The organism is Pseudomonas sp. L-22-4S-12 (genome assembly GCF_009799935.1).
Taxonomy (GTDB): Bacteria; Pseudomonadota; Gammaproteobacteria; order Pseudomonadales; family Pseudomonadaceae; genus Aquipseudomonas.
The window spans coordinates 26,733-43,403 of sequence record NZ_WELL01000002.1 but is presented as its reverse complement, the minus strand read 5'-3'; the positions used below and the strand labels follow the sequence as shown (position 1 = coordinate 43,403).

The 16,671-nt window shown below is 68.9% G+C and carries 16 protein-coding genes; 6 read left to right on the top strand and 10 right to left on the bottom strand.

The features are described 5' to 3' along the window. Window positions 1-27: 27 nt before the first annotated feature. The 4 genes from F3I16_RS06690 to F3I16_RS06675 all read right to left on the bottom strand — a co-directional run bounded on the left by F3I16_RS06690 (window position 28) and on the right by F3I16_RS06675 (window position 2,647). The gene (locus tag F3I16_RS06690; RefSeq protein WP_160492957.1) at window positions 28-357 is read right to left on the bottom strand and encodes an AzlD domain-containing protein; all 330 of its coding nucleotides are present in this window, start codon (window positions 355-357) and stop codon (window positions 28-30) included. Continuing rightward, a complete protein-coding gene (locus F3I16_RS06685; RefSeq protein ID WP_160492956.1) occupies window positions 357-1,067 on the bottom strand; it encodes an AzlC family ABC transporter permease in 711 nt (236 codons plus the stop codon). Before F3I16_RS06685 ends, F3I16_RS06690 begins: the two co-directional genes overlap by 1 nt. 178 nt (window positions 1,068-1,245) lie before the next feature. After that, entirely contained in the window at window positions 1,246-2,085 is an 840-nt protein-coding gene (locus F3I16_RS06680) for an AraC family transcriptional regulator (RefSeq protein WP_160492955.1), read from the bottom strand. Next, window positions 2,078-2,647: a GNAT family N-acetyltransferase gene (locus F3I16_RS06675; RefSeq protein WP_160492954.1), complete on the bottom strand. Its 570-nt coding sequence runs from the start codon at window positions 2,645-2,647 to the stop codon at window positions 2,078-2,080. Before F3I16_RS06675 ends, F3I16_RS06680 begins: the two co-directional genes overlap by 8 nt. A 180-nt stretch (window positions 2,648-2,827) precedes the next feature. On the opposite strand from F3I16_RS06675, the gene F3I16_RS06670 reads away from it, so the two are divergent. The 3 genes from F3I16_RS06670 to F3I16_RS06660 all read left to right on the top strand — a co-directional run bounded on the left by F3I16_RS06670 (window position 2,828) and on the right by F3I16_RS06660 (window position 8,526). Continuing rightward, window positions 2,828-6,298: a PAS domain-containing hybrid sensor histidine kinase/response regulator gene (locus tag F3I16_RS06670; RefSeq protein ID WP_160492953.1), complete on the top strand. Its 3,471-nt coding sequence runs from the start codon at window positions 2,828-2,830 to the stop codon at window positions 6,296-6,298. Between the two features lie 152 nt (window positions 6,299-6,450). Then, on the top strand, window positions 6,451-7,149 hold the full coding sequence (locus tag F3I16_RS06665; protein WP_160492952.1) for a pirin family protein: 699 nt from the start codon (window positions 6,451-6,453) through the stop codon (window positions 7,147-7,149). A 114-nt stretch (window positions 7,150-7,263) separates the two neighbouring features. Continuing rightward, window positions 7,264-8,526, top strand: coding sequence for an MgtC/SapB family protein (locus F3I16_RS06660; protein WP_160492951.1), 1,263 nt, complete (start codon window positions 7,264-7,266; stop codon window positions 8,524-8,526). A 108-nt stretch (window positions 8,527-8,634) separates the two neighbouring features. On the opposite strand, the gene rmuC is transcribed toward F3I16_RS06660, so the two are convergent. Both rmuC and F3I16_RS06650 read right to left on the bottom strand, forming a co-directional pair. Beyond that, window positions 8,635-9,996 carry a DNA recombination protein RmuC gene (gene rmuC, locus F3I16_RS06655; protein WP_160493395.1) on the bottom strand — a complete coding sequence of 454 codons (1,362 nt, stop codon included), beginning with the start codon at window positions 9,994-9,996 and terminating at the stop codon, window positions 8,635-8,637. Between the two features lie 177 nt (window positions 9,997-10,173). Further along, a complete protein-coding gene (locus tag F3I16_RS06650) occupies window positions 10,174-10,596 on the bottom strand; it encodes a tetratricopeptide repeat protein (RefSeq protein WP_160492950.1) in 423 nt (140 codons plus the stop codon). 449 nt (window positions 10,597-11,045) lie between these two features. Here F3I16_RS06650 and zapE point away from each other — a divergent pair, with 449 nt between their 5' ends. Further along, window positions 11,046-12,203, top strand: a complete 1,158-nt coding sequence (gene zapE / locus F3I16_RS06645) for a cell division protein ZapE (RefSeq protein WP_160492949.1) — start codon at window positions 11,046-11,048, stop codon at window positions 12,201-12,203. Between the two features lie 80 nt (window positions 12,204-12,283). Here zapE and F3I16_RS06640 read toward each other — a convergent pair whose 3' ends face one another. The 4 genes from F3I16_RS06640 to F3I16_RS06625 all read right to left on the bottom strand — a co-directional run bounded on the left by F3I16_RS06640 (window position 12,284) and on the right by F3I16_RS06625 (window position 15,568). Next, window positions 12,284-13,036 (bottom strand): RES family NAD+ phosphorylase, encoded by a 753-nt coding sequence (locus tag F3I16_RS06640; RefSeq protein ID WP_160492948.1) that lies wholly within the window; start codon window positions 13,034-13,036, stop codon window positions 12,284-12,286. A 325-nt stretch (window positions 13,037-13,361) separates the two neighbouring features. Then, the gene (locus F3I16_RS06635; protein WP_160492947.1) at window positions 13,362-13,733 is read right to left on the bottom strand and encodes an antitoxin Xre/MbcA/ParS toxin-binding domain-containing protein; all 372 of its coding nucleotides are present in this window, start codon (window positions 13,731-13,733) and stop codon (window positions 13,362-13,364) included. A 172-nt stretch (window positions 13,734-13,905) separates the two neighbouring features. After that, entirely contained in the window at window positions 13,906-15,294 is a 1,389-nt protein-coding gene (gene hemN, locus F3I16_RS06630) for an oxygen-independent coproporphyrinogen III oxidase (RefSeq protein ID WP_160492946.1), read from the bottom strand. Between the two features lie 28 nt (window positions 15,295-15,322). Beyond that, window positions 15,323-15,568, bottom strand: a complete 246-nt coding sequence (locus F3I16_RS06625; RefSeq protein WP_160492945.1) for a hypothetical protein — start codon at window positions 15,566-15,568, stop codon at window positions 15,323-15,325. Window positions 15,569-15,756: 188 nt separating this feature from the next. Between F3I16_RS06625 and F3I16_RS06620 the strand changes: the two genes are divergently transcribed. Both F3I16_RS06620 and F3I16_RS06615 read left to right on the top strand, forming a co-directional pair. After that, window positions 15,757-16,290, top strand: a complete 534-nt coding sequence (locus F3I16_RS06620) for an iron transporter (RefSeq protein ID WP_160492944.1) — start codon at window positions 15,757-15,759, stop codon at window positions 16,288-16,290. 47 nt (window positions 16,291-16,337) lie between these two features. Next, a complete protein-coding gene (locus tag F3I16_RS06615; RefSeq protein ID WP_160492943.1) occupies window positions 16,338-16,664 on the top strand; it encodes a cupredoxin domain-containing protein in 327 nt (108 codons plus the stop codon). Window positions 16,665-16,671 lie beyond the last annotated feature (7 nt).

The following is a 16,671-nucleotide window of genomic DNA, read 5'->3' as shown; positions in this document are numbered from 1 at the left end:
CGGCCTCGCAAGAGGCCGTTCGTCTTTCTAGATCGGCAACTGCCCGAGCCAGGCGCGCAGCAGGAAGAACACCAGCAGCCCGCCGGCGATGGTCGCCAGCAGGTGGCGGGTCAGCGCGGCGATGGCGATGGTCGCCAGCCCGGCCAGCAGGTAGGCGTTGTCCAGCCCCACGGCCCAGTGCTGGCCGTCCGGCAGCAGCATGCCGGGCACGACGATGGCGGTGAGCACCGCGGTCGGCACGTAATGCAGGCCCTGGCGCACCAGCGGCGGAAACTGCAGGTCGGGGAAGGCGAACAGGCTGTAACGGATGGCGAAGGTGATCGCCAGCATGCCGAGAATCAAAGTCCAGTTGGCCATCACAGCGGCTCCTCCAGCAGGCTTTGCCTGCGCCGCTCCAGCAGCACGCCGACCAGGATGCCGCTGAACGCCGCCGCCATCAGCCCGAGCTTGTACGGCAGGCCGTGACAGGCCAGGGCCACCGCCCCGGCCACCAGCGCCGCCGCTACCTGCGGGCAACTGCGCAGCATCGGCACGACGATGCCGATGAAGGTGGCGAGCATGGCGAAGTCCAGGCCCCAGGCCGCGATATTCGGCACCGCCTGGCCGAACACCAGGCCGATCAGGGTGCACAGCTGCCAGTTCAGGTACATCGCCAGCGCCGCACCGAGGAAGTACCAGTGCTTGTGCGGCGAGGCATCGGTCTCGGCGTAGCGATGCTGGACCACGGCGAAGGCCTCGTCGGTCAGCCAGAAGGCCAGCGGCATGCGCCAGCGCCGCGGCAGATGGCGCACGAAGGGCTGTAGGCTGGCGCTGTACAGGGCGTGGCGCAGGTTGACCACCAGGGTGGTGAGCAGCAGCACGGCCAGGGTCGCGCCGCCACCGAGCAGGCTGATGGCGATGAACTGCGCCGAACCGGCGAACACCAGCACGGACATGCCGATGGTCTGCCAGGGCGTGAGGCCGGAGGCACCGGCCAGGCTGCCGAAGATGATGCCGAAGGGAATGGCGCCGAGCAGCATCGGCAGCATGTCGCGGGCGCCCTGCAGGAATTCGTGATGACGGGACATGGAACCTCCTTGAACGAGCGAGGCTAGCCGGTTGCGCGCCGGACGTCTTGAACGATCTTGCGCAATCGGTCAGATGCTGGCGTAGGCGCGGCTTCAGCCGCGATGGTGGCTCGCCGAAGATCGCGACTGAAGTCGCTCCCACCAGAGCAGGCCGATCCGCCGCGGGCCGGGACGCGCCTCAGCCGACGCAGGCGCTGCGGTAGGCGCCGGGGGCGATGCCGTAGGCCTGCTTGAACTGCCGACTGAGGTGGCTCTGGTCGGCGAAGCCCAGGCGCAGCGCCACCTCCAGCGGCGCGCAGCCGCCCCTGAGCAGGGCCCGCGCCTGTTCCAGGCGGCGCTGCCGGAGCCAGGCATGCGGCGGCAGGCCGGTGGCGCAGCGGAACACCCGGGCAAAGTGGAACGGCGACAGGTTCACCGCTTGCGCCAGTTGTTCCAGGGCCGGCGGCTCGCTCAGGCTGGCGGCCAGCAGCTCCTTGGCCCGCGCCACCGCCTGCGGTTCCTGGCCGGGCGCCCGGGCCGCGGGCACCCGCGCGTGGCGCTGCAGCAGCTGCAGCATGACCTCGCGCCAGCGGGTCTGGCGCTGCAGGGCCGGGGTGTCGGGGTATTCGAGCAGGCGGTGCAGGTGCAGCAAGGCGCCGACCAGGTCGGCATCGCGGTGCACGCTGCCGTGGAACATCGGCGCGCTGCCGTGGGGCAGCTCCAGCTCCGCCAGCAGGCCCTGCAGCTGTCCGGGGTGCGGGTAGAACACCCGGTAGCGCCAGCCCTGCTCGCTGGCCTTGGAGCCGGTGTGCACCTCGTCCGGGTTGAGCAGGGCGAAGCTGCCGGCCGCCGCCAGGTGCTCGGCGCCGCGATAGCGGTAGCGCTCGGCGCCCTCCTCCAGCACGGCGATGGCGTAGCTGGCGTGCACATGGGGGGCGAAGCTGTGGTCGATGAAGCGGGCGCTGAGCAGTTCGAGACCGTCCAGCTCCGCCACCGCACTGAAACGCGACTGTTCCTCGGCGCTGGCCGGCTCAGGCACCGAAGCGCGCCTCCAGCTGCTGCTTGACCTGCGGCCACTCGCTGTCGGTAATGCTGTACATCACCGTGTCGTCGAGGCGGCCGTCGGCCAGGCGCCGGTGGTTGCGCAGCACGCCCTCGCGCACCGCGCCGAGCTTCTCGATGGCCCGCTGCGAGCGCAGGTTGCTCGCCGCCGTCTTCAGCTGCACGCGCACCAGGCGCCAGTCCTCGAAGGCATGGCGCAGCAGCAGGTACTTGATCATGCTGTTCAGGCCGGTGCCATGCTGGCCGGCATCCAGCCAGGTGTAGCCGATCTCGGCGGCCGGCAGCGCCGCATGGAAGTCGAAGAAGCGCGTGGTGCCGACCAGCTCGCCGGCCAGGCGGACGGCGAAGACCACGGCCGTCTGCGCGCGGTGCTCGGCCAGGGCCGTGCGGTACCAGTCCGGCCGCGTGGTGCCGCTCATGTACTGCTGCGACTCGCGATTGGCCTCGGCCAACGCCAGCAGGCCGGGCAGGTCGGCCTCGACCAGCGGGTCGAGGCGCAAGGCGCCCTGCTGCAGGGCAATGGGGTGCGGCTGGAACATCGCGAAACTCCGGTAAAACGATCACGCTATCAGTGCCCCGCCGGCGGCTCAAGCCGCTTGCGACCATGGTCGGCCTGACGGCACGCGCGACCCATGCGAGACTACGCTCTAGCCCAACGGCCGTGCGCCTGGCTGGCGCCGTCCGGAGTTGCCCGGGCCTTCTTCTATCGTGGAGTCTGCATGTCGTTGTCCGGCGGATTGATCGCCCTGGTTGCCTTGGTCTACATGGCCATCCTGTTCGCCATCGCCTTCTATGGCGACCGCCGTCGCGCCCCGCTGTCGCCACGGGTGCGGGCCTGGGTCTACAGTCTGTCGCTGGCGGTGTACTGCACCAGCTGGACCTTCTTCGGCGCGGTCGGCCAGGCCGCCGGCCAGCTCTGGTCGTTCCTGCCGATCTACCTGGGGCCGATCCTCCTGCTGCTGTTCGCGCCCTGGGTGCTGCAGAAGATGGTGATGATCAGCAAGCAGGAAAACATCACCTCGATCGCCGACTTCATCGCCGCCCGCTACGGCAAGTCCCAGGCGCTGGCGGTGGTGGTGGCGCTGATCTGCCTGGTCGGCATCCTGCCCTACATCGCCCTGCAGCTGAAGGGCATCGTCCTCGGCATCAACATGCTGATCGGCGCCACGCCCAGCACCAGCAGCGGCCAGGACACCGCGCTGATCATCTCCCTGGTGCTGGCCCTGTTCACCGTGCTGTTCGGCACGCGCAACCTGGATGTCACCGAGCACCACCGCGGCATGGTCCTGGCGATCGCCTTCGAGTCGCTGGTCAAGCTGCTGGCCTTCCTCGCCGTCGGCGTGTTCGTCACCTGGGGCCTGTTCGACGGTTTCGCCGACCTGTCGCGCCAGGCCGTGCGGGCCCCCGAGCTGCAGGAGTTCTGGGCGGAGGCGGTGAACTGGCCGGCGATGCTGGTGCAGACCGGGCTGGCCATGACCGCCATTGTCTGCCTGCCGCGGCAGTTCCACGTCACCGTGGTGGAGAACATCGAACCCAGGGACCTGCGCCTGGCGCGCTGGGTGTTCCCGGCCTACCTGGTGCTGGCCGCGCTGTTCGTCGTGCCCATCGCCCTGGCCGGCCAGCTGCTGCTGCCCGCCGGCGTGCAGCCGGACTCCTTCGTCATCAGCCTGCCGCTGGCCGAGGCCCATCCGGCCCTGGCCCTGCTGGCCTTCATCGGCGGCGCCTCGGCCGCCACCGGCATGGTCATCGTCGCCTCGGTGGCGCTGTCGACCATGATCTCCAACGACATGCTGCTGCCGGTGCTGCTGCGCCGGCAGAGCGCCGAGCGGCCGTTCGAGGCCTTCCGCCACTGGATGCTCAGCGCCCGCCGGGTGAGCATCGTGGTGATCCTGCTGCTGGCCTACGTGTGTTACCGCCTGCTCGGCACCAATGCCAGCCTGGCCACCATCGGCCAGCTGTCGTTCGCCGCCATCGCCCAACTGGCGCCAGCCATGTTCGGCGCCCTGGTGTGGAAGCAGGCCAACCGCCGCGGCGTATTCGCCGGCCTGGCCGCCGGCTGCGCGCTGTGGTTCTACATCCTGGTCCTGCCGCTGGTGGCCGGCGGCCTGCGCTGGTCGCTGGACAGCTTCCCGCTGCTGCCGGAGCTGCTGTATTACCCGGTCGGCTTCGAGATCGACCCGCTGACCCGCGGCGTGCTGCTGTCGCTGGCCGGCAACTGGCTGCTGTTCGGCTGGGTGTCCTGGTTCTCGCGCACGCGGGTCTCCGAGCACTGGCAGGCCGGGCGCTTCATCGGCCAGGAAATCGCCGCCCGCCCGGGCAGCCGCAACCTGCTCGCGGTGCAGGTCGCCGACCTGCAGGAACTGGCCGCCCGCTTCGTCGGCGAGGACCGCGCACGGCAGAGTTTCATGCGCTTCGCCTACCAGCAGGACAAGCCGTTCAACCCGACCCAGAGCGCCAACAGCGAATGGATCGCCCACACCGAACGCCTGCTCGCCGGCGTACTCGGCGCCTCCAGCACCCGCGCCGTGGTGCGCGCGGCCATCGAAGGGCGGGAGATGCAGGTCGAGGACGTGGTGCGCATCGTCGACGAAGCCTCGGAAGTGCTGCAGTTCAACCGCGCCCTGCTGCAGGGCGCGATCGAGAACATCACCCAGGGCATCAGCGTGGTCGACCAGTCCCTGCGCCTGGTGGCCTGGAACCACCGCTACCTGGAACTGTTCGACTACCCGGAAGGGCTGATCAGCGTCGGCCGGCCGATCGCCAACATCATCCGCTACAACGCCGAACGCGGCCTGTGCGGCCCGGGCGAAGCCGACAAGCACGTGGAGAAGCGCCTGTACTGGATGCGCCAGGGCACCGCCCACACCTCCGAGCGGCTGTTCCCCAACGGCCGGGTCATCGAGCTGATCGGCAACCCGATGCCCGGCGGCGGCTTCGTCATGAGCTTCACCGACATCACCGAGTTCCGCGAGGCCGAGCGGGCCCTCAAGGAAGCCAACGAGGGCCTGGAGCAGCGGGTCGCGGCGCGCACCCGGGAACTCTCCCAGCTGAACCAGGCGCTCACCGAGGCCAAGGGCGTTGCCGAGGCCGCCAACCAGTCGAAGACGCGTTTCCTCGCCGCCGTCAGCCACGACCTGATGCAGCCGCTGAACGCCGCCCGGCTGTTCTCCGCCGCCCTCTCCCACCAGCAGGAGGCCCTGCCGCGCGAGGCCCAGGAACTGGTGCGCCACCTGGACAGCTCGCTGCGCTCGGCCGAGGACCTGATCAGCGACCTGCTGGACATCTCGCGCCTGGAGAACGGCCGCATCACCCCGGACCTCAGCAGCTTCCCGCTGGGCCATCTGTTCGAGGCCCTGGGCGCCGAGTTCAAGGCCCTGGCCCAGGAACAGCGCGTGGACTTCCGCCTGCGTTCGAGCCAGCTGCGCATCGAAAGCGACCCCAAGCTGCTGCGCCGGGTGCTGCAGAACTTCCTGACCAACGCCTTCCGCTACGCCAAGGGCCACGTGCTGCTGGGCGTACGCCGCGAAGGGCAGAACCTGCGCCTGGAAGTCTGGGACCGCGGCCCGGGCATTCCCGAAGACAAGCGCAAGGTGATCTTCGAGGAGTTCAAGCGCCTGGACAGCCACCAGACCCGCGCCGAGAAGGGCCTGGGCCTGGGCCTGGCGATCGCTGACGGCCTGTGCCGGGTACTCGGCCATCGCCTGGAAGTGCGCTCCTGGCCGGGCAAGGGCAGCGTGTTCAGCGTCAGCGTGCCGCTGGCCAGGCAGGCCAGCGCCGTGGCGCCGCGGCTGACCGGCGAGCTCAACGGCCAGGCCCTCGGCGGCGCCCAGGTGCTGTGCATCGACAACGAGGACAGCATCCTCACCGGCATGCACAGCCTGCTGTCGCGCTGGGGCTGCCAGGTGTGGACGGCGCGCAACCGCCTGGAATGCGAGCACCTGCTGGACGAGGACGTGCGCCCGCAACTGGCGCTGGTCGACTACCACCTCGACGAGGGCGATACCGGCACCGAGCTGATGGCCTGGCTGCGCACCCGCCTGGGCGAACCGCTGCCCGGCGTGGTGATCAGCGCCGACGGCCGCCCGGAGCTGGTCGCCGCGGTGCATGCCGCCGGCCTCGACTACCTGGCCAAGCCGGTCAAGCCCGCCGCCCTGCGCGCCCTGATCAGCCGCCACCTGAGCCTGAGCTGAGTCCGGGCCTGCCCGCCGGCAGGCCCGGCAATCAATCGAATAAACAGATCAATAAGCCGGGCTTTTTGCGCTTTTTAACCATGCATAACAGATAGATCATGCAGCCCTAGCCCATGGCGCCGAACGCGCGCCACCCCAGCAGGAGCACCGCCATGATCGAACTGCGCCCCTTCAACAGCCTCGGCCACGCCCAGCACGGCTGGCTGAATGCCCGCCACCACTTCTCCTTCGCCGAGTACCACGACGAGCAGCGCCTCAACTGGGGCGCGCTGCGGGTCTGGAACGACGACGAGATCGCCGCGCACAGCGGCTTCCCGCCGCACCCGCACCACGACATGGAAATCATCACCTACGTCCGCGAGGGCGCCATCAGCCACCGCGACAACCTGGGCAACCAGGGTCGCACCGTAGCCGGCGATGTCCAGGTGATGAGCGCCGGCACCGGCATCGCCCACTCCGAGTACAACCTGGAAGAGGTGACCAGCAAGATCTTCCAGATCTGGATCATGCCCGACCAGCAGGGCGAGGCGCCTTCCTGGGGCGCCAAGCCCTTCCCCAAGGGTGAACGCGCCGGCCAGTTCGTGGTCCTGGCCAGCGGCCATGCCAGCGACGAGGACGCCCTGCGCATCCGCGCCGACGCACGCCTGGCCGCCGCCACCCTGAGTGCCGGGCAGAGCGCCGAGTACCCGCTGGGGCGTCTGCGCAAAGGCTACCTGGTGGCCGCCAGGGGCCGCATCGAGGTCAACGGCGTACGCGCCGCCGAGCGTGATGGCGTGGCCATCGCCCAGGAGGAAGTGGTGCGCGTCACCGCCCTGGAAGACAGTGAGGTGGTGCTGGTCGACGTGGCCTGATCGCCAGGGGCGGTCCCCGTATTGTGGCGGCAACGAAACGGCAACGCCCCTGGCACGCCATGGCCCCCTGCGCGCGGTTACACTAGGGCATAGCCAACCGCTCAAGGACGCGCCATGCCGACCACCGCCACGCTCGAACTCGCCCTGGCCCTAGCCACCTCCCTGGCTGTCGGCCTGCTGATCGGCACCGAGCGCGGCTGGCGTGCCCGCGACAGCGACGACACCCACCTGGTGGCCGGCATCCGCACCTTCGGCCTGGTCGGCCTGCTCGGCGGCCTGGCCGCCCTGCTCGGCAGCCATTTCGGCGTCGCCGCCTGGATCGCCGTGCTGCTGCTGGTCGGCCTGCACGCCCTGGCCGGCTACGTGGGCGAGGTCAGGCGCAGCGGCGACCTGGGCCTGACCAGCGAGATCGCCCTGCTGCTGACCTTTCTCCTCGGCAGCCTGGCACTCAGCCACGGCAGCGCCCTGGCCGCCGGCGGCGCAGTGGTGGTGGCCCTGCTGCTGAGCCTCAAGGAACCCCTGCACAGCGGCCTGCGCCGCCTGTCGGCGGTGGAACTGTCCGGCGCGCTGAAGCTGCTGTTCATTTCCCTGGTGCTGCTGCCGGTACTGCCCAACCAGGGCTACGGCCCCTGGCAGGCCTTCAACCCCTACGCCACCTGGTGGATGGTGGTGCTGATCGCCGCCATCGGTTTCGCCGCCTACGTCGCCATCCGCCTGGTCGGCACCCGCCACGGCATGCTGGTCACCGCCCTGCTCGGCGGCATCGTTTCCTCCACCGCCATGACCCTGACCCTGTCGCGCCTGCACGATGGCCGGCAGATGCGCGCCCTGCTGGCCTGCGCGCTGCTGGCCACCTCGGCGCTGATGTTCCCGCGCATGCTGCTGGAAGTCGGCGTGGTCAACGCCGCCCTGCTGCCGGCACTGCTGGTGCCGCTGCTGCTGGCCGCGCTGGTGTATGCCGTGGGCGCCCTGGTCTACTACCAGATTGCCGGGCTGGAACTGAAGGAGGTCATCGAGCCGCCGCTGAAGAACCCCTTCGAACTGGGCCCGGCGCTGCGTTTTGCCGCCCTGCTGGTGCTGATCCTGTTCCTGATCGAGGCGGCGCGGGCCTGGTTCGGCGATGCCGGGGTGTATGGCGTGGCGATCCTGTCCGGGCTCAGCGATGTCGACGCCATCACCCTGTCGCTGGCGCGCAGCGCGCACAGCGACCTGGCCGCGGACCTGGCGGTCCAGGGCATCTACCTGGCCGCGTTCAGCAACAGCCTGGTCAAGGCCGGGCTGATCGCCCTGATCGGCGGCCGCGAACTGGCCCTGCGCACGGTGCCGGTGATGCTGCTCGGCCTGCTGGTCGGTTTCACCGCCCTGCTGGTGCTCTGACACGCAGCGCACCTTTCGTGGGAGCGGCTTTAGCCGCGAAAGCCGGCCGCACCGAGGCGCTCCCGATCGCGGCTGAAGCCGCTCCTACGGGAAATCGCCCGCCAGGGCCTACTCGCCCGCCTCGTCCAGCAACGGCACGCCGGCCGCCCGTTCCAGCAGCTCCGCCGGCAGGCTCTTGCTGGCGCGGGCGCCGAGCAGCTTGAGGTTCTCCACCCGATTGATCAGGTTGCCGCGGCCCTCGCAGAGCTTGTTGCGCGCCGCCGCATAGGCCTTGTCCAGCTGCTGCAGGCGGCTGCCGACCTCGTCCAGGTCGCCGATGAAGGCGACGAACTTGTCGTACAGCTGGCCGGCGCGCTCGGCGATCTCACGGGCGTTCTGGCTCTGCCGCTCCTGGCGCCAGAGGCTGTCGATCACCCGCAGGGTGGCCAGCAGGGTGGTCGGGCTGACGATCACCACATGCTGCTCGAAGGCTTCCTGGAACAGGTTCTGGTCGGCCTGCAGGGCCGCGGCGAAGGCCGCCTCGATGGGCACGAAGAGCAGCACGAAGTCCAGGCTGTGCAGGCCGTCCAGGCGTTTGTAGTCCTTGCCGGCCAACCCCTTGAGGTGGCTGCGCAGGCTCAGCAGGTGCTGCTTCAATGCCTGCTGGCGGATCGGCTCGTCGTCGGCCGCCACATACTGCTGGTAGGCGGTCAGGCTGACCTTGGCGTCGACGATGACCTGCTTGTCGCCCGGCAGCTGGATCAGCACGTCCGGCTGGAAACGCTCGCCATCGGCGCCCTTGAGGCTGACCTGGGTCTCGTACTCGCGGCCCTTCTCCAGGCCGGCGTGCTCCAGCACCCGCTCCAGCACCAGCTCGCCCCAGTTGCCCTGGGTCTTCTGCCCCTTGAGGGCGCGGGTCAGGTTGGTCGCCTCGTCGCCCAGGCGCTGGTTGAGCTGCTGCAGGCGCTCCAGTTCCTTGCCCAAGGAGAAACGCTCGCGGGCTTCCTGCTGGTAGCTTTCCTCGACGCGCTTCTCGAACGCCTGGATGCGCTCCTTGAGCGGGTCGAGCAACTGGCCCAGGCGCTGCTGGCTGGTCTCGGCGAAGCGCTGCTCGCGCTCGTCGAAGATCTTCCCGGCCAGCTCGGCGAACTGCGCGCGCAGCTCGTCGCGAGCCGCCTGCAGGTCGCTGAGGCGCTGCTGGTGATGTTCCTGCTGTTCGCGCAGCTCGGCGGCCAGGCCGGCGCTATGGCTTTCCAGGCGGCGCAGCTCGCCCTCCTTCTGCTCGCGCTCGCGGCCCCAGTCCTGCGCGGCCACCCGCGCACCCTCGCGCTCGATGCCGAGCAGCTCGGCCTCGCGGCGCAGGGCCGCCAGTTCGGCCTGCTGGCGCGCGCCCTCGCCCTGCAGGTGGCGCAATTCGTCGAGACTGCTGTCGAGCTGGGCGGACAGCCCCTCCTGGCTCAGCCGCGCACTGCTCAGGCGCTCTTCCAGCAGCAGCCGCTCGGCGGCCAGGGCCGCCAGCTGGCGCTGCAGACGCCAGGCCAGCAGGGCCAGGGGCACGGCGGCCAGCAACAGGCCGAGCAGCAGGTTGGACGGATCGAGGGTAAAGGACACAGGCACGGGCACACTCACTGTCGGGGACGCGATGCCCGGCAGTATACCCGCCCGTCGTCAGGCGGTTTTGCTCAGCCTGCCAAGTAGCCGGGTGGCTTCATGGGAGCCCTGGGCCGCCGCCAGCTCCAGCCAGTGGCGTGCCTGCAGCGGCTCGCGCTGGCGCGGCTGGCTGTACTGGCGGCCCAGCTCCAGCTGGGCGCGCAGATCGCCGGCGCGCGCCGCCTGGCGCAACAGCTCGAGGCCGATGCGGCGGTCGCGGGCATTGCCGCAATCGCGGCAGAGCAGCTGCCCGAGGCGGCTTTGCGCCTCGACCACGCCGCGCCGGGCCGGCTGCTTGAGCATGCGCCCGGCCAGGCGCTTGATGCTGGCATTGTGCCCCAGGCGCGGCCGGTCCAGCAGCCACAGCGCCATGCGCAGGGGCAGGCGCGAGCTCTCGGTGGACGAAGAATAAACGGTGGCGGACAGCGTGCGAGACTTCATGAAGGCAGCTGATGGCGGCTGGGGCGCGCCACTCTACACGCTTTTTTTCGCCGGTAAAGACTTGCCCGTGCGACAAAAAAGCGCTCTAGAACAAGCACTCTAAACAATCCACAAAAGCTGTGGATAACTCCGTGGACAACTTGCGGGAAACTCGCCTCACCACCGATGGCTTGGGGCTTTCGGTCAAACTGGTGGTTTTTTCACCAATAAAAAAACTTCATATTTTTCAATAGCTTGAAAAATCACAACGAAGAATCAAGCGCTTAGGCGAGTTTATGACAGCAGGTTGACAAGCTGCCTCGCAATTGTGCACAAGTTCTCCGGCGCGGGCCGCGCCCCGCCCCGTTTGGGGGCGCAGCCGGCGCCCTGGCCGCGGCGGGCCCGGGCTCTGCTGCCAGCCCGCGTGCTATAAAGCGGCGCCGCCAATCGAACCACTGCAGCGACCGCCCATGCCCCTTCTCGCCGCCTACCAGCACGCCATCGATCACCAGGGTTTCCACGCCGACCTCGCCCAGTGGCAGGCCGTCGAAGCGCTGCAGAATTGCCACGATGCCCTGCATGCCGGCGACCAGCCGGTGCCCGGCGTCTACCTGTGGGGGCCGGTCGGGCGGGGCAAGACCTGGCTGATGGATCGCTTCTATGAGGGCCTGCGCGTACCGGCGCGGCGCCAGCATTTCCACCACTTCCTGCAATGGGTGCACCGGCGCCTGTTCCAACTCACCGGCACCGCCGAGCCACTGCAGGCCCTGGCCCGCGAACTGAGCAGCGAGGTGCGGGTGCTGTGCTTCGACGAGCTGTTCGTCGGCGACATCGGCGATGCCATCCTCCTCGGCGGCCTGCTGCAGGCGATGTTCGCCCAGGGCATGACCCTGCTCGCCACCTCCAACCAGCCGCCGCAGCAGCTGTATGCCGACGGTTTCAACCGCGAACGCCTGTTGCCGGCGATCGACGCCATTGGCCGCCACGTGCAGGTGGTCGGCGTCGATGGCGGCCAGGACCATCGCCTGCATCCGGGCCAGCAGCACCAGCGCTACTGGCTCGGCCAGGCCGGCCGGGACAGCGCCCTGGCGGCGGTCTTCGAGCGCCTGAGCGCCGGCCAGGCGACCTCGCGGGAGGCGATCCAGCTCGGCCGCCGGCCGATCCGGGTGCAGCGGCGGGCGAGCACGGTGGTCTGGCTGCACTTCGCCGACCTGTGCGCGCAGCCGCTGGCGGCCCTCGACTTCATCGCCCTGTGCGACCAGTTCCCGGTGATCCTGCTCGGCGCGCTGCCCAACCTCAGCGCGGCCACCCGCCCGGCGAAGATTGCCCGCGGCACCGAGGACGGCGTCGAGCGGGTGGTGGCCGGGGATCGCCAGCTCGCCGCGCTGTCGGTGCACGATGACGCGGTGCGCCGCTTCATCGCCCTGGTCGACGAGTGCTACGACCGCAAGGTGCCGCTCTACCTGGAGGCCGAGGTGCCGCTGAGCGAGCTGTACACCGAAGGCCACCTGGAGTTCGCCTTCCGCCGCACCCTCAGCCGCCTGCAGGAAATGCAGCTGCAGCGTTTCGCCAACAGTGTCGATGTGGTACCGCAACAACCAGCAGCGGAACTCGCCAGCTCTGTGTAGGGTGCGCCGTGCGCACCAGAGTGCCTGTACGTGGTTTGCGGTGCGCACGGTGCACCCTACGTCAGATCGCGCTCGGGCTCTCAGGCCGGCTGCGGCAGGCGCCCGTCGACCAGGAACAGCTCCAGCGCAAACAGCCGCGGCGTATCCAGGCCCTGGGCGCTCTTGAAGGCCACGTAGCCGGCCGTGGTTTCGCACAGCCAGGGTTGCAGGTTGCGCGGCCGCCGCTCGCTGAAGGCCTGCGGGCGGTACAGCGCCACGTTGTTGCCCTGCAGCGGGCAACGCGCCGAGGGGTACTCGAACGCCTCCACGCCGGCCTCGCGCATGGCGCTGCCCAGTTCATGGGTGGCGCGGTAGTCGCTGCGGTGCACCAGCACCTCGCGGTGGCGGTCGAATGGCGGCAGCTGCAGGCGGATACCGCGCTCGACCTGGTAGCGTGCCTCGAACGAGGCATGTTCAGAGAGGATCCGCCCGCTCGGCGGCGGCTCGAGCATGCCGTGCCACAGCACGAAGCGGTAGAAGGCCGTCTCGGCCATCGCCGTATCCAGGCGGCAGGCGGCGTAGAACAGGCTCGGCTCATGCCGGCGGCCGAAGCGCGAGCCCCAGCGCAGCGGCGGGTAGCGAAACGGCGTATGCAGCAGGTAGTGCAGCGGTTCGTCGCTGACCGGCAGCGGCGGCTTGCTGGTTTCCAGCAGCTGTTCGAGCAGGGCCTGCTCCTCCAGGGTGTCGACCAGCTGCAGGGTGGCCACCTGCTCCTGGCTTTCCACCAGGCGCACCAGGCGTCCGCGTAACGGGGCAATCTGCTCGGTGCCAGCGCAGGCCTGCCAGATATCCATATCGATGCTCGCTTGAACCCGCCGGCGGCGGGGTGTGGAAGTCGGGGGATCAGTCTGCCGTCAGCGCACCCGGTTCCGGGCGCTTAGCGGCAGCGGCCTCAGAACCTGTTTACGATCTTTTGGACTAGAGCCAGACAAGGCGCTACGTCAGTAACAGCCTTCGGCTGGTCAAAACAGCCGAGGAAGCGGAGTTTACGTGCTGTAAATGAGCATGACTCGTTTCACTCGCCCCTCGGGCCGCGCTGAAGCGCGTTAGCCGCAAGCGGCTTGCCGAGGCTGTTTTTAACGCGGTATGGCCGACGGCCAGGAGATCGTAAACAGGTACTCAGACCTTGCCGCGGATGGCGTCGAGATACTCGACCACCCGCACCAGGCCCTGCACCTGGCCCATCTGCTGCAGCGGCACGCCGGCCAGGTGGCGGTTCTCGGTGCGCAGGAAGTGGCGCATGTCCTCCAGGTTGCCGCCGAACAGGGCGAACAACGCCCGGTAGGCGCGGATCAGCAGCAGTGCCAGCTCGCCGGTCTTGCTCTGCGGGCGCAGGCCGCCGCTGTCGTTCCAGCGGCTGATGGCCGAACGATTGACCCCGACTATCTGCGCCAGCTCCTGCTGGGTCAGGCCCAACTGCTCGCGACTGCTGAGCAGGGCCTTGAGCAGAACCGCATCCGCGGCGACGCGGGGCTTGCCGAGCGCACTCATGACGGCCTCCAGATGTTTGTTTGATACAAACATAGCAATAAAACAACCAAACGAACACCATGATATGCGCCGCCGGCAGGGCTGGCCGGCTCTTGCGCAGGCTGTGCCGTGCGCAGCAGAGGCCCGTGCGGGGCCGCTGGTGCGCGCGGCGCATGGGAGCGGGAACAGGTGCCTAGACGGTGCGGGAAAAGCGCCCCTGCTGCGCCTCGCCCAGGTAGGCATCGAAGGCCATGGCGATGCTGCGCATCAGCAGGTGGCCCGGCGGCAACAGCACCAGTTCCTGCTCGTGAAGCTGCAGCAGGCCGTCGGCGACCGGCTCGGCGAGGGACTCCAGGGCCGCGGCGAAGTACTCGCGAAAGCGGATGCCATGGCGGCTTTCGATACGGGCGAAGTCGACCCGGCCGTGGCACATCAGGTCGGTGATCACCTCGCGGCGCAGGCAGTCGTCGGCGCTCAGCCGATAGCCGCGCTGCACCGGCAGCAGGCCCTCGTCGAGGCGGGCGTAATACTGCGAGAGCTCCTTGACGTTCTGGCTGTAGCTGTCGCCGACCTTGCCGATCGACGACACGCCCAGGCCGATCAGGTCGCAGTCGGCGTGGGTGGAATAGCCCTGGAAGTTGCGCTGCAGGGTGCCCCGCGCCCGCGCCAGGCTCAGCTCGTCGTCGGGCAGGGCGAAGTGGTCCATGCCGATATAGACATAGCCCGCCGCCGTCAGGCGCTCGATGGTCAGTTCCAGCAGCTCCAGCTTGCGTTCCGGCGGCGGCATGTCCTCGCGGCGGATCAGGCGCTGGGCGCGGACCAGTTCGGGCAGGTGGGCATAGCTGTAGGCGGCGATGCGGTCCGGGCGCAGGTCGATGATCTTGTCGAGGGTGACCGCGAAGCTGGCCCGGGTCTGCAGCGGCAGGCCGTAGATCAGGTCGACGCTGACCGACTTGAACGCGGCGCGGCGGGCCGCGGCAACCAGCTCGCGGGTCTGCTCCTCGCTCTGCAGGCGGTTCACCGCGGCCTGCACCGCCGCGTCGAAGTCCTGCACGCCGAAGCTCAGGCGATTGAAGCCGAGGTCGCGCAGGTGCTGGATCTGCGGCGGGCTGATGGTGCGCGGGTCGACCTCGATGGAAAACTCGTGGGCGTCGCTGTCATCCATGGCGAAGGCCGCGTGCAGGGCGGCCATCAGCTCCTCCAGCTGCTCGCCGGTCAGGTAGGTCGGCGTGCCGCCGCCGAGGTGCAGCTGGGTCAGCTTGCGCGTGCCGTCGAACAGCGCGGCCTGCTGGGCGATTTCCCGCTTCAGGTAGGCCAGGTACTCGACCGCCCGGTGGGTCTTCTGGGTGATGATCTTGTTGCAGGCGCAGTAGTAGCAGAGGCTCTTGCAGAACGGGATGTGGATGTACACGGACAGCGGCTTGGGCGCGGCGGCCTCGTTGCTCCGCCTGGCCGCGGCGCGGTAGTCGTCCATGGCGAAGGCCTGGTGGAACTGCGGCGCCGTGGGGTAGGAGGTATAGCGCGGCCCGGGGCGGTCGTACTTCTCGACCAGGGCGCGGTTGAAACTCACCGGCTCAATCATGCTCGCTCACCTGAACAGGGGATGCTGCTCAACCCGGGTCGTTCGCCGGCTGCCGATCCGCGGCAGCGGCCGGTTCCAGCAGGCCGGCCAGCCGGCTGTTGATCAGCAGGGAATTATTCACCAGCAGCTCCAGATGCGCCTGCAGGCTGCCGGTGACCTCGCTCACGCCATGGCGCTGGAACCAGGCGGAGATCAGCTGAATGGCCTCCCCCAGGGCGACCTGATTCTGATGAATCAGCGCCAGCGTGGTGGTGACCAGCTGTCGATCCTGCATGGCCGAAACTCCTTGTGCGGCACTTCAGTCTGACAAGGGTCGGGGATCCGGGCCGGCCTGACCATACCTCTGGATGGGTACCTCTTCGGCGCCGGCCTTATCCGGGGAAAAATTGACGAGAATCATTATTGATTACATCCCGCCTTCCTATGCTGGCGCCATCAACTACAGCCAAAGGAAACGCCCGGATGAACCCTCGTCTCTTGCTCGCCCTGACCGGCCTGATCGCCGCCACCACCAGCCAGGCCAAGGAATACCCGATCGGCGAACCGCAGCAGTGCGCCGGCATGGAAGTGGGCGCCGTGTACCTGCAACCGATCGAGATGGACCCGCCGGGCATGATGCGCCCGGCGGTGGATTCCGACGTGCACATGGAGGCCGATATCAGCGCCCTGGAGAACAACGCTCACGGCTTCCAGGAAGGCAGCTTCGTGCCCTACCTGAGCGTGCGCTACCGCCTGAGCAAGGTCGGCAGCGAGCAGGTCCTGCAAGGCGACTTCCACGCCATGGTGGCCAACGACGGCCCGCACTACGGCGACAACCTCGAGCTGATGGGCCCCGGCCAGTACCAGCTGACCTACTGGGTCAGCGCCCCGGGCGGGCATGGCCAGCACTTCGGCCGGCATAGCGACAAGGAAACCGGCGTGGCGCCCTGGTTCGCTCCGTGCGAGCTGAGTTACAGCTTCACCTTCGCCGGCATCGGCAAGAAAGGCGGCTACTGACCCCCCGCGGCGCGCCCGTGCGCGCCGCCCTCCCCGGAGAGCGCCCCATGCACCATCCAGCCCTCTGCCTGCTGCTCGCCGCCCTGCCCGGCGCCCTGCTGGCCGCCTCGCTGCCGAGCTACGAGCTGAGCATCCGTGACGGTCACTTCACCCCGGCCAGCCTGCAGGTGCCCGCCGGGCAACGCTTCAAGATCGTCGTGCACAACGTCGGCCAGGGGCCCATCGAGTTCGAGAGCACACCGCTGCGCGTGGAGAAGGTGCTCAGCCCCGGCGTCAGCTCCTTCGTCGTGATCCACCCGCTCAAGCCCGGGCGCTACCTGTTCTTCGACGAGTTCCACCCCGAGCTGCCGCAAGGCGTGATCGAGGCTCGTTGACCCGCAC